The organism is Longimicrobium sp., from assembly GCA_036389795.1.
Lineage (GTDB): Bacteria > Gemmatimonadota > Gemmatimonadetes > Longimicrobiales > Longimicrobiaceae > Longimicrobium.
The window spans coordinates 1-14,536 of sequence record DASVWD010000168.1; the positions used below are offsets into that span (position 1 = coordinate 1).

1 protein-coding gene is annotated in these 14,536 nt (G+C 72.4%); it reads right to left on the bottom strand.

What is annotated here, in order from left to right; translation table 11 throughout:
• The coding region (locus tag VF746_22210) for a non-ribosomal peptide synthase/polyketide synthase (GenBank protein ID HEX8695142.1) at positions 1–14,536 on the bottom strand (14,536 nt) is incomplete at both ends.

Genomic DNA, 14,536 nt, shown 5'->3' on the forward strand with positions numbered 1-14,536 from the left:
GCGCCTCGACGGCGTTCTCCTCGGGGAGGAAGTGCACCGGGTGGCCGCAGAACAGCGGCAGCAGGTTGGTGATGGTGAGGTCCACCGCCATGGACGAGAAGACGGGCGCGCCGCTCCCCGCGTCCGCCCCGTAGTGGCGGATGCCCCAGTGGATGTAGTTGCTCACCCCGCGGTGGTGCATGGCCACGCCCTTGGGCCGGCCGGTCGATCCCGAAGTGTAGATGACGTAGCAGAGGTTCTCGCTCGTGACCCCGCTCTCCAGGGGCGCCGCGCTCTCCGCCTCGATCCGCGCCCGCTCGCCGTCCAGGCACACCACGGCGATGCCCTCCGCCGCGGGGACGCGGTCGCGCAGCCCCGCCTGGGTGAGCAGCACGCGCACGCCGGAGTCCTCCAGCACGTACGACATCCGCTCCGCGGGGTGGGACGGGTCGATGGGCACGTACGCCCCGCCGGCCTTCATCACCCCCAGGATGGCGGGCATCATGTCCAGCCCGCGCTCCAGGCACACCCCCACCCGCGTCTCCAGCCCCACCCCCAGTCCCGCGAGGTGGCGGGCGATGCGATTGGCCCGCGCGTCCAGCTCCCCGAAGGTCATCCGCTCCTCGCCGAACAGGACGGCGGGGGCGTCCGGCGTGCGGGCGGCCTGGACCTCGATCCACTGGTGGATGCAGCGCTCCGCCGGGTACCTGGCCGTCGTGCGGTTCCATCCCACCACCCGGTCCCGCTCGCTCGGGCTCATGAGCCGCAGGCGGGAGATGCGCTGGTCGGGATCGGCCGAGACCTGCTCCAGCACGCGCACCAGGTGCTCCACCAGGGCGCGGACGGTGCCGCGCTCGAACAGGTCCGTGTTGTAGATCACGCCGCCCGCGAGGCCGTGGGGGGTGATGGCCATGCCTACGGTCAGGTCGAACTTGGCCGTCTTCACCTCGGCGCCAAGGCCGCGGGTCTCCAGCCCCGGGAGCCCTCCGCCGCCCCCCTGGCCGTCGAGGGCGAGCAGCTCGATGAGCACCTGGATGAGGGGCGAGTGGCCCAGCGACCGCTCCGGCCGCAGCTCCTCCACCAGCCGCTCGAAGGGCAGCTCCTGGTGCTCGTACGCGCCCAGCGTCATCTCCCGCACCCGCCGCAGCACCTCGCGGAAGGTGGGCTGGCCGGACAGGTCCGTGCGCAGCACCAGCGTGTTCATGAACAGGCCGATCAGCCCCTCCAGTTCGCCGCGCGTTCGCCCGGCGATGGTGGTGCCCACCACCAGGTCCTCGCTGCCGCTGTACTTCGACAGCAGCACCTGGAAGGCGCCCGTGAGCACCATGAACAGCGTGGCGCCCTCGCCGCGCCCGAGGGTCTGCAGCCGCTCCAGCAGCTCGGCGCCCACGCGGATGGGCTCGTACGCCCCGCGGTACGCCTGCACGGCGGGCCGCGGGTGGTCCGTGGGCAGTTCCAGCAGCTCCGGCGCGCCGGCCAGCCGCTCCTTCCACCACGCCACCTGCCGCTCCAGCGCCTCGCCCTGCAGATGGCGGCGCTGCCACACGGCGTGGTCGCCGTACTGCACCGGCAGCTCCGGCAGGGGCGACTCGCCGCCGTCGCGGTACGCCTGGTAGAGGATGGACAGCTCACGGAAGAGCACCCCCGTGCTCCACCCGTCGCTGACGATGTGGTGCATCGACAGAAGAAGCACGTGGTCTTCCTCGCCCAGCCGCAGCAGCGCCGCGCGGAAGAGCGGTCCCGCCGAGAGGTCGAATGCTCGCTGCGCCTCCTCCTGAACGCGCCGCCTGACCGCCGCCTCTCGATCCGCTTCGCTCAATCCCGAGAGGTCCTCCACCGGCAGGGCGAATCCGCGGAAGGGCGCCACCACCTGCACGGGGGTGCCGTCCACCTCCGCGAAGGTGGTACGCAGCGACTCGTGCCGCCAGACGATCTCGCCCAGCGCGCGCTCCAGCGCCGGCTCGTCCAGGGCTCCGCCCAGGCGCCGCACCACGGGCATGTTGTAAGCGGCGCTCCCCGGCTCCAGCCGGTGGATGAACCAGAGCCGCTCCTGCGCGAACGACAGCGGCAGCGGCCCCGTGCGGTCCACCGGGAGCACCGGGGGGAGCACCGGCACCCCGGCGCGGCGGATCTCCTCCACCCGCGCGGCCAGGTCCGCCAGCACCGGCGCCTCGAACAGCGCGCGCAGCGGCAGCTCGATGGCGAACACGTCCCGGACGCGCGCCGCCACCTGCGTGGCGCGCAGCGAGTGGCCGCCCACCGCGAAGAAGTCGTCCTCGGCGCCCACGCGCTCCAGGCGCAGCACCTCGCACCAGATCGCCGCCAGCACCTCCTCCACCGGCGTGCGCGGGGCGACGTACCCGTCCTCCGCCCCCGCCGCGGCGGCCTCGGGCGCGGGGAGCGCTTTACGGTCGAGCTTCCCGTTCGCGGTCAGCGGCAGCCGCTCCAGCGGGACGAACGCCGCCGGCACCATGTAGTCGGGGAGATGCCGCTTGAGCGCGTCGCGCAGTTCCGCGGGCGACGGCGCCCTCCCCGCGGCCACCACGTACGCCACCAGCTCCGTGTCGCGCCCCTCGCCGCGCACGATCACCGCGGCCGAAGCCACGCCGGGGTGCGCCAGCAGGACCGACTCGATCTCCCCCAGCTCGATGCGGAAGCCGCGGATCTTCACCTGCTGGTCGATGCGGCCCAGGTACTCCAGCGTCCCGTCCGCCTTCCACCGCGCCCGGTCGCCCGAGCGGTACAGCAGCGCGCCCGCTTCACCCGAGAACGGATCGGGGACGAAGCGCTGCGCCGTCAGCCCCGGCCGGCCCAGGTAGCCGCGCGCCAGTCCCGCCCCGCCCACGTACAGCTCGCCGGGGACGCCCAGGGGAGATGGATTCCCGGCCGGGTCCAGCACGTACGCGCGCAGGTCGGGGATCGCCTTCCCCACGCCGCTCCCCGCGGCCGCGTCCTTCAGCTCGCGCCCGGTGACGGTGTGCCAGGTGACGTGGACCGTCGTCTCCGTGATGCCGTACATGTTGACCAGCCGCGGACGCCTGGGCCCGTAGCGGTCCAGCCAGCCGCGCAGGCTTTCGTACTGCAGCGCCTCGCCGCCAAAGACGACCGTCCGCAGCGCCTGCAGCGGCTCGGCCTCGCCTTCGTCCACCTCCGCCAGCGCGCGGAACGCCGACGGGGTCTGGCTCAGCACGGTGACGCGCTCGCGCGCCAGGAGCTTGCGGAAGGCGGCCGGGTCGCGCGACACCGACCAGGGGACGACGACCAGCCGTCCGCCGTAGAGCAGCGCGCCCCACAGCTCCCAGACCGAGAAGTCGAAGGCGTACGAGTGGAAGAGCGTCCACACGTCGCTTTCGCCGAAGCCGAACCCGGCCTCGGTGGCCGCGAAGAGCCGCGCCACGTTGCGGTGCGCGATCAGCACTCCCTTGGGACGGCCGGTGGAGCCGGAGGTGTAGATGACGTACGCCAGGCTCTCCGACGTGGCACCACTCCGCGGATTTTCCGCGCTCTCCGCCGCAAGCTGCTCCGACAGGCCGTCGAGGCTGACGATCTCCACCCCGTCGACCGCGGGCAGGACGGCGCGCACCGACTCCTGCACCAGCACGACGGGTACGCCGGCATCCGACAGCGTGAACGCCAGCCGCTCGGCCGGGTAGCCGGGGTCCAGGGGCACGTACGCGCCCCCGGCCTTGAGCACCGCCAGGATGGCGACCACCATCTCCATGCTCCGCTCCAGGCAGAGCCCCACGCGCACCTCGGGGCCTACGCCCAAGCGGACGAGGGAGTGCGCCAGCCGGTTCGCGCGCTCGTTCAGCTCGCCGTAGGTGAGCGACTCGCCCTCGAAGCGCACGGCCACCGCCCCCGGCGCCCGCGCCGCCTGCGCCTCGAACAGTTCGTGGATGCACCGGTCCGCCGGATACGCCGCGTCCGTGCGGTTCCACTCCTCCACCACCTGCCGGCGCTCCGCCTCACCGAGCAGCTCCAGCCGAGAAAGCCGCACGTCCGCGTCGGCGGCGACCTGCTCCAGCACCCGCTCCAGGTGGCCGAGCATCCGCTCGACGGTGCCGCGCTCGAAGAGGTCCGTGCCGTAGTTCAGCCCGCCAAGCAGGCCTTGGGGGGTCGCCGTGAGTATCAGGGAGAGATCGAACTGGGCGGTCCCGAGTTCCGAACCGACTCCGCTCACCTCCAGCCCCGGAAGAGCGACTCCCCCGCCCCCACCCTCGGCGTTCAGCAGGGTGAACCACACCTGGAAGAAAGGCGCGTGGCTCAAGGACCGCTCCGGCTGCAGCTCGGCCACCAGCTTCTCGAAGGGCACCTCCTGGTGCGCGTACGCGCCCAGCGTCGCCTCCCGCACCCGACCCAGCACCTCCCGGAAGCTCGGGTTTCCCGAGAGATCGGTCCGCAGCGCCAGGGTGTTGAGGAAGAAGCCGATCAGCGCCTCCACCTCCCCGCGCGCGCGCCCGGCGATCGGGCTTCCCACCACCACGTCCTCGCTCCCGGCGTACTTCGAGAGGAGCACCTGGAAGGCGCCCAGCAGCGTCATGTACAGCGTCGCGCCCTCGCTCCGTGCCAGCGCCTGCAGCCGCTCCAGCAGCTCCCGGGAGAGCGCCACCGGGACCGTCGCGCCCCGGTACGTCTGCACCGCCGGGCGGGGATGGTCGGTGGGCAGCTCCAGCAGCTCCGGCACGCCCGCCAGCCGCTCCTTCCAGTAGGCCAGCTGCCGATCCAGCACCTCGCCCGTCAGCTGCTCCCGCTGCCACACCGCGTAGTCGGCGTACTGCACCGGCAGCTCGGGGAGCGGAGACTCACGCCCCTCGCGGTACGCCGCGTACAGCGACGACAGCTCCCGGAAGAGCACCCCCATGCTCCACCCGTCGCTGACGATGTGGTGCATCCCGAGCAGCAGCACGCGATCTTCGGCGCCCAGCCGCAGCAGCGCCGCACGGAAGAGCGGCCCAGTCGAGAGGTCGAAGGGCCGCCGCGCCTCTTCCCCGGCACGCCGCCCGACCGCCGCCTCGCGATCCGCCTCGCTCAAGCCCGACAGGTCTTCCACCGCCAGGGAGAACCCCTCGAAGGGCGCGACCACCTGCACCGGGGAGCCATTCACCTCCCGGAAGGTGGTACGCAGCGACTCGTGCCGCCGGACGATTTCGCTAAAGCTCCGCTCCAGGGCCGTCTCGTCCAGCACACCCCCCAGGCGCCGTGCCCCGAAGATGTTGTAGGTGGTGCTCCCCGGCTCCAGGCGGTCCAGGAACCAGAGCCGCTCCTGCGCGAACGACAGCCGCAGCGCACCCGTGCGCTCCACCGGCACCACCGGCGGGAGCACCGGCAGCTCCGCGCGGCGCAGCTCCTCCACGGGCACCGCCAGCTCCGCCACCGTGGGCCCCTCGAAGAGCGCGCGCAGCGGCAGCTCCACCGAGAACACCTCGCGGATGCGCGAGACCACCCGGATTGCCAGCAGGGAGTGCCCGCCCAGCTCGAAAAAGCTGTCCCGCACCCCCACCCGCTCCAGGCGCAGCACTTCCGCCCAGATCTCCGCCAACACCTCCTCCACGGGGGTGCGCGGCGCCACGTACTTCTCCGCCGGCCCGAGCTCCGGCGCGGGGAGCGCCTTCACGTCCAGCTTGCCGTTGGGCGTCAACGGGATGCGCTCCAGCGCCACGAACGCGCTCGGCACCATGTACTCCGGCAGCGACAGCCGCAGGTGCTCGCGCAGCGTGTCCGCGTGCGCCTTTCCGACGATGTACGCCACCAGCCGCTGCTCGCCGGGCTCGTCCTCCCGCACGATCACGCGGGCCTCGTGGACGTCGGCGTGGGCGGTCAGCGTCGCCTCGATTTCCCCCGGCTCGATCCGGAAGCCGCGCACCTTGACCTGCTCGTCCACCCGGCCGATGAACTCCAGCCGCCCGTCCGCCTTCCAGCGCAGCCGGTCACCGGTGCGGTACATGCGCGCACCCGGCTCCACGGCGAACGGATCGGGGAGGAAGCGCTCCGCCGTCAGCCCCGGACGATCCAGGTAGCCGCGCACCACCCCATCGCCGCCCACGTACGCCTCGCCCGGCACCCCCACCGGCACCGGGTTCAACGCGGCATCGAGGAGATAGATCCGCTGGTTCCCCGTGGCCCGCCCCACGGAGACCGTCAGCGCATCCTCCGCGACGTGCTCCACCTGCTCCCACGAGCACCAGGCGGTCGTCTCGGTGGGCCCGTACATGTGCAGCAGGCGCTCGGGGCCGCCGGCCTTCAGCAGCCGCCGCACGCTGTCGGCATCGACCGCCTGGCCGCCGAAGAGCACGTCGCGCAGCGGCGCGAAGATGTCCGGCTGCTCGCGCGACAGCTGGTTGAGCAGCGCCGTGGTCTGATAGAGCGTGGTGATGCGCTCCTCGCGCAGCATCCTGTACAGCGCGGGGGGCGAGAGGAGGACTGCGAGGGGGATCCCCACCAGGGTCGCGCCATTGAGGAACGCCCCCCAGGTCTCAAACGTCAGGGCGTCGAAGGCGGCGTTCGACGCCTGCGCGATGCGGTCGCCGGGACGGATCTGGACGTAGTCGGTTTCGACGACGAGCTGGACGACATGGCGGTGGGCCACCATCACGCCCTTGGGCTTCCCCGTGCTCCCGCTGGTGTAGACGATGTACGCCAGGTTCTCCGCCGTCGCGCCGCCGCGCGGCGCCTCCGCCGGCTCCGCCGCGAGCGCGTCGGCGGCCTGGTCGAGGTGGACGACGGCCAGTCCGCCGGCCTCCACCTCCCCCGCCAGGCCGCCGCGGCTGAGCAGCACGCGAACGCTGCTGTCGGCGAGCATCATGCGCAGCCGCTCGGGGGGATAGCCCGGGTCCAGAGGCACGTAGCAGCCGCCCGCCTTGAGCACGGCCAGGATCGAGACGATCAGCTCCGCGCTCCGCTCCAGCAGCACGCCCACCCGCGCGTCCGGTCCCACGCCCAGCCGTACGAGGTGGTTCGCCAGCCGGTTGGCCCGCGCGTCCAGCTCCCGGTAGGTCAGCGACTCATCGCCCCAGACCAGCGCCGCGGCACCGGGCCGCTCCCGCACCTGCGCCTCGAAGAGCTCGTGGATGCACACGTCCCGCGGGTACGGCCGCTCCGTGCGGTTCCACTCCTCCACCACCATGCGGCACTCCGCCTCCGGCAGCACGTCGAGGCTCCCGACCGCCCGCCTGGGAGTGGCCTCCAGCGCCTCGACCAGCCGCTCCAGTGCCGTGTGCATCATCCGGCACACCTGCCTCGCGTCCGCGGGGGCCGCCACCTGCGCCGACAGCGCGAATCCCTCCCCCAGGTCGTCCACCGAGAGCACCACGGGGTAGTTCGTCCGCTCCTGTGCGCCAATCTCCCGCACTCCCTCGCCCGGCTGCCCCGGCCCCGCCTGCTTCGAACGACTCGTCGCGCCGCTGTAGCGATAGTTCAGCAGCGAGGTGAACAGCGGCGCGGGCGCCGCCACGCCGCTGCAGCGCTGCGCCAGCGGCAGCGAGGCGTGCTCGTGCCGCAGCAGCTCCGCCAGCAGCACGTGCGTGCGCCGCACCGCCGCCTCGACCCCCTCCTCTCCCACCCCGATCCGCACCGGCAGCGTGTTGATGAACAGGCCCATCACCCGGTCCACGCCCTCCCCGCCCTGCATGCGGCCGAAGAGCAGCGTCCCGAAGACCACGTCCCGCCGGCCGCTCAGCCGCGCCAGCACCTGCGCCCACGCCAGGTGGCACAGGCTCGCCGCGCTCACCCCCAGCGCCCGCGCCCGGCGGCGCAGCCGTGCGCCCAGGTCGCCCGCCACCGGTAGCCGCGCCTCCCCGATCCCATGTCCCTCCCCCAACACGTCCAGCAGCCCGTACGGCGCCGTCGGCTCCTCCACGTCCCCCAGCATCCCGTGGAAGAACCGCTCGTGCTCCTCCCGGCTCACCCCCAGGCGCGCCTGCGCCACGTAGTTGCGGAACGGCAGCGGCGCCGGCAGCTCCGACTCGCGACCCAGCAGGTGCGCCGCAATCTCCTCCCGCTGCACCTCCAGCGACTCGTGGTCGCTCGTCAGGTGGTGCATGAGCATCAGCAGCAGCCACCGACCACGCGCGCGGTCCTCGGCGATGCACGCACGCCGCAGCGGCGCCCGCGTCAGGTCCATCCGGTAGTGCCGAGGGTTGTAGCGCCGCCACAACTGCTGCTCCGGCGTATCCCCTGCCTCCAGCTCCACCTCCTCCACGGGCAACGGCGCGTTCCGCCAGACGACCTGCACCGGCTCGCGCAGCCCCTCCCAGGCCACGGCAGTGCGCAGGATGTCGTGGCGGTCGATCACCGCCTGCAGTGCCCCCAGGTACTGCTCCAGGCGAGCGCGGGTGTCGAACTCGGTCACCATCGGCGTCAGGTAGGGATCCCCCTCCTGCGACAGCAGATGGTGGAAGTGGATCCCCTCCTGCAGCGGGGCCAGCGGGTAGATGTCCTGCACGTTCGCGGCTCCGCCCGGCACCAACCCCACGATCCGGTCGATCTCCGGCTGGCTAAGCTCCACCAGCGTCAGCATCTCCGGCGTGATGGCCCCGCACCCCTCCGGGATCCCGTTGGCGGGGACCTCGATGTCGGACGACACCCGGCCCACGGCCTGTGCCAGCTCGGCTAGCACCGGCGCGGTGAACAGTGCCCGCACGTCCGTGTACAGCCCCGAGCGCCGCATCCGCTCGATCAGCTTGATCGCCAGGAGCGAGTGCCCGCCCAGCTCGAAGAAGTGGTCCCACCGCCCCACCTGCCCTACCCCCAGCACCTCTGCCCAGATTTCGGCGAGCGCCGCCTCCACCTCTCCCCGCGGTGCCTCGTAGCTCCGGCGCGCGTTCGCATCCCCCTCCGGCGCCGGCAGCGCCTTGCGGTCCAGCTTGCCGTTCGCGGTCAGCGGCAGCCGCTCCAGCACCACGTACACCGCCGGCACCATGTAATCCGGGAGCTCCCGGCGCAGGTGCTCACGCAGCACGCCCGCATCCACGCCGCCCACCACGTACGCCACCAGCCGCTGCTCGCCCGCATCCGCGCGCGCCATCACCACGCAGTCGACGACTCCCTCGCTCCGCCGCAGCACGCCCTCGATCTCGCCCAGCTCGATGCGGAAGCCGCGCACCTTCACCTGGAAGTCCAGCCGCCCCAGGTACTCGATGGCGCCGTCCGCCCGCCACCGTGCCCGGTCGCCCGTGCGGTACAGGCGTGCGCCGCCTTGCGCCGAGAACGGATCGGGGACGAAGCGCTCCGCCGTCATCGCGGAGCGGCCCAGATAGCCGCGCGCCACCTGCACGCCGCCGATGTACAGCTCGCCCGGCACGCCCACGGGGACAGGCTTGAGCGCCGCATCCAGCACGTACAGCCGCGTGTTCCAGACGGGGCGGCCGATGGGCACCACGTCGGCGGCGTCTTCGCGCGCGCACGCCCAGCAGCTCACGTCCACGGCCGCCTCGGTGGGGCCGTAGAGGTTGGTGAGCACCACCGGGCCGGCGAAGCGGTCGTAGAAGCGCCGCACCAGCGCCGGCGGCAGCGCCTCGCCGCTGCAGATGACGCGGCGCAACGAGCCGCAGCGGCCCGCCTCCACCGCCTCCACGAACGGCTGCAGCATGGAGGGGACAAAGTGCAGCGTGGTCACCCCGCGCCGCTCGATCACCTCCTGCAGGTACAGCGGGTCGCGGTGCCCGTCCGGCCGCGCCATCACCAGGGTGGCGCCCTGCTGCAGCGGCCAGAAGAACTCCCACACCGACACGTCGAACGAGAACGGCGTCTTCTGAAGCACCACGTCGCCGGCGCCGATGCCGTACTCCGCCTGCATCCACCACAGCCGGTTCACCACGCCGCGGTGCTGGTTCATCACCCCCTTGGGCCGGCCGGTGGAGCCGGAGGTGTAGATGACGTACGCCACGTTCGACGGCGTCACGGCGGGCGCGAGGTTCTCCGCGCTCTCCCGCGCGACAAGATCCCACGCGGCGTCCACGGCCAGCGTCGGCACTGTGGAAGCGGGGAGGATGCCGCGCAGCCGCTCCTGGATGAGCAGCACGGCCACGCCCGAATCCTCCAGCATGTACGCCAGCCGCTCCGGCGGATAGCCCGGGTCCAGCGGGACGTATGCCCCGCCCGCCTTGAGCACGGCCACGATGGCGATGACCATCTCCAGGCTCCGCTCCAGGCAGATCCCCACCCGCACCTCGGGCCCCACCCCGCGGCGGATGAGGTGATGCGCCAGACGGTTGGCAGCCTCGTTCAGATCGCGATAGGCAAGCGAATCACCTTCGAAGGCGACGGCCACCGCCCCCGGCGTGCGCGCCGCCTGCGCCTCGAAGAGCTCGTGGATGCATCGGTCCGCCGGAAACTCGGCCGCCGTCCGGTTCCACTCCTCCAGGACGAGCGCGCGCTCCGCCTCGTCGAGCAGTTCCAGTTGCGAAAGCCGCACGTCCGCATCGGAGGCGACCTGCTCCAGCACCCGCTCCAGATGCCCCACCATGCGCTCGATGGTGCCCGGCTCGAAGAGGTCCGTGCTGTAGTTCAGTCCGCCACGCAGGCCGTGGGCGGTCGCCCCAAGCGTCAGGGAGAGATCGAACTTGGCGCTCTCGAGCTGCGCTCCGACTCCGCCGACCGTCAGCCCCGGAAGAGGGGCTCCCCCGCCCCCGCCCCCGGCGTTCTGCAGCGTGAACATCACCTGGAAGACCGGCGAGTGGCTCAGCGACCGCTCCGGCTTCAGCTCCTCCACCAGGCGCTCGAAGGGCACCTCCTGGTTCTCGTACGCACCCAGCGTGACATCCCGCACCCGCCGCAGGGTTTCCCGGAAAGACGGATCTCCCGAGAGGTCGGTCCGCAGCACCAGGGTGTTGACGAAGAAGCCGATCAGCTCCTCCACCTCCCGGCGCGTGCGTCCGGCGACCGGGCTGCCCACGACGATGTCCTCGCCCCCGCCGTACTTCGAGAGCAGCACCTGGAAGGCGCTCAGCAGCGTCATGTACAGCGTCGCCCCCTCGCTCCGCCCGAGCGCCTGCAACCGCTCCAGCAGTTCCGGAGAGAAGCTCACCGGAACGGTCGCGCCCTGGTACGTCCGCACCGTCGGGCGGGAACGGTCCGTGGGCAGCTCCAGCAGCTCCGGCGCGCCGGACAGCTGCTCCTTCCAGTACGAGAGCTGCCGATCCAGCACCTCGCCTTCCAGCTGCTCGCGCTGCCACACCGCGTAGTCGGCGTACTGCACCGCCAGCTCGGGGAGCGGCGACTCACGCCCCTCGCGGTACGCCGCGTACAGCGACGACAGCTCGCGGAAGAACACCCCCAGGCTCCACCCGTCGCTGACGACGTGGTGCATCGAGAGCAGCAGCACGTGATCCTCGGCGCCCAGCCGCAGCAGCGCCGCGCGGAAGAGCGGTCCCGCCGAGAGGTCGAACGGCCGCCCCGCCTCCTCGCCGGCGCGCCGCCGGACCTCCGCCTCCCGATCCGCCTCCCTCCACTCCGACAGGTCCTCCACCGGCAGGGCGAACCCGCCGAAGGGCGCCACCACCTGCACCGGCGAGCCGTCCACCTCCGTGAAAACCGTCCGCAGCGACTCGTGACGCCGGACGATCTCGCTCAGGCTCCGCTCCAGCGCCGCCCCGTCCAGCGCACCGCCCAGGCGCCATGCCATGGGGATGTTGTAGACGGCGCTTCCGGGCTCCAGCCGGTCGATGAACCAGAGCCGCTCCTGCGCGAAGGAGAGCGGCAGCGCCCCCGTGCGCTCCACCGGCACCACCGGCGGAAGCACCGGCAGATCCGCCCGCCGCATCTCCTCCACGCGCGCGGCCATCTCCGCGGTCGTCGGCCCCTCGAACAGCGCCCGCAGCGGCAGCTCCACCCCGAACACGGCCCGGATGCGCGAGACCACCCGCGTGGCCAGCAGCGAGTGCCCGCCCAGCTCGAAGAAGTTCTCCCCCACCCCCACCCGCTCCAGGCGCAGCACCTCGGCCCAGATCCCCGCCAGCACCTCCTCCAACGGCGTCCGCGGCGCCACGTACCGGTCTTCCGCCGATCCGTACTCCGGCACCGGCAGCGCCCGCCGATCCACCTTCCCGTTCGGCGTCAGGGGGAGGCGCTCCAGGGCCACGACGGCGGCCGGCACCATGTACTCCGGCAGGCTTCCCCGGAGGAACGCACGCACCTCCTCCGCCTCCACCTCGCCCACCACGTACGCCACCAGCCGCCGGTCGCCCGGCCGGTCCTCGCGCACGACCACCCGCGCCTCGCGCACCGCCGGGTGCGCCGACAGCGCGCTCTCCACCTCCGCCGGCTCGATTCGGAAGCCCCGGATCTTCGCCTGCTCGTCGAGCCGGCCGATGAACTCCAGCTTCCTCTCCCCGCGCCACCGCATCCGGTCGCCCGTGCCGTACATCCGCGCACCCGGCTCCGCGGAGAACGGGTCGGGAAGGAAGCGCTCCGCCGTCAGCCCGGGGCGCTCCAGGTAGCCGCGCGCCACGCCGCCGCCGCCCACGTACGCCTCGCCCGGGACGCCCACCGGCACCGGGTTGAGGGCGGGATCGAGGAGGTAGATCCGCTGGTTCCCCGTCGCGTGTCCCAGCGGAACGGTCAGCGCGTCCTCCGCGACGTGCTCCACCTCCTCGTACAGGCAGAACGTCGTCGTCTCCGTGGGCCCGTACATGTGCAGCAGCCGCCGCGGCCGGCCGGCCTTCATCAGCCGCCGCACGCTGTCGGCGTCCACGGCCTGGCCGCCGAAGAGCACCTCGCGCACCGGGGCGAAGATGTCCGGCACCTCGTGCGAGAGCTGGTTCACCAGCGCGGTCGTCAGGAAGATCGTGGTGACGCGCTGCTCGCGGAGCACCCGGCGAAGGGCGATGGGGGAGAGGAGCACGTCCTGGGGGATCCCCACCAGGGTGGCTCCGTTGAGGAGGGCGCCCCACGCTTCGAAGGTCAGCGCGTCGAAGCTCGCGTTCGACGCCTGGGCGACACGGTCGCCCGGGCACAGCCGCACGTAGTCGGTCTCGACGACGAGCTGGACCACCTGGCGGTGGCCCACCATGATGCCCTTGGGGAGGCCGGTGCTGCCGCTGGTGTAGACGATGTACGCCAGGTTCTCCGCCGTCGCCCCGTCGCGGGGCGCTTCGACCGGCTCCGACGCGAGCGCGGCGGCGGCCTGGTCGAGGTGGACGACGTCCAGCTGACCTGCCTCCAGCACCTTCGGCAGGTGGCTGCGGGTGAGCAGCACGCGAACGCTGCTGTCGCGCATCATCAGGCGCAGCCGCCCGGCCGGATAACCCGGGTCCAGCGGCACGTAAGCGCCGCCCGCCTTCAGCACGGCCAGGATCGAGACGATCAGCTCCGCGCTCCGCTCCAGCAGCACGCCCACGCGCGCATCGGGTCCCACGCCCAGCCGGACCAGGTGGTGCGCCAGCTGGTTCGCCCGCGCGTCCAGCTCACGGTACGTCAGCTCCTCCTCGCCCCAGACCATCGCCACCGCATCGGGACGCTCCCGCACCTGCGCGGCGAAGAGCTCGTGGACGCACACGCCCCGCGGGTACGGCCGCTCCGTCCGGTTCCACTCCTCCAGCACCATCGACCGCTCGGCCTCGCCCAGCAGTTCCAGGCGGGAGAGGGTCCGGGCGGGATCTCCCGCGACCTGCCCCAGCACCCGCTCCAGGTGGCCGATCATCCGTTCGACCGTGCCGCGCTCGAAGAGGTCGGTGCTGTAGTTCAGTCCGCCGCGCAGCCCCTGGGGGGTCGCGTCCACGCTCAGGAAAAGGTCGAACTTGGCGATCCCCATGGCCGCACCCAATCCGCCGACCTCCAACCCCGGAAGCCCGCCTACCGGGTCCCTGGCGTTCTGCAGCGTGAACATCACCTGGAAGAGCGGCGAGTGGCTCAAGCTGCGCTCCGGCTGCAGCTCGGTCACCAGCTTTTCGAAGGGCACCTCCTGGTTCTCGTACGCCCCCAGCGTCACCTCGCGCACCCGCCGCAGCACCTCGCGGAACGAAGGGTCGCCCGAGAGGTCGGTCCGCAGCACCAGGATGTTGACGAAGAAGCCGATCAGCTCCTCCACCTCCCCGCGCGTGCGGCCGGCGATGGGGCTCCCCACCACCATGTCCTCGCCCGCGCCGTACCGGCTCAGGAGCACCTGGAACGCGCCCAGCAGCACCATGTAGAGCGTCGCGCCCTCGCTCCGCCCCAGCGCCTGCAGCCGCTCCAGCAGCTCGGGGGAGAACTCCACCGGAACGGTCGCGCCCTGGTAGGTCCGCACCGCCGGGCGGGGATGGTCCGTCGGCAGCTCCAGCAGCTCCGGCGCGCCCGCCAGCTGCTCCTTCCAGTACGAGAGCTGCCGGTCCAGCACCTCGCCCGCCAGCTGCTCGCGCTGCCACACCGCGTAGTCGGCGTACTGCACCGCCGGCTCCGCCAGCGGCGACTCCCCGCCCTCGCGGTATGCCCCGTACAGCGACGACAGCTCGCGGAAGAACACCCCCATGCTCCACCCGTCGCTGACGATGTGGTGCATCGAGAGCAGCAGCACGTGATCCTCGGCATCCACCCGCAGCAGCACCGCGCGGAAGAGCGGTCCCGCGGCGAGATCGAACGCCCG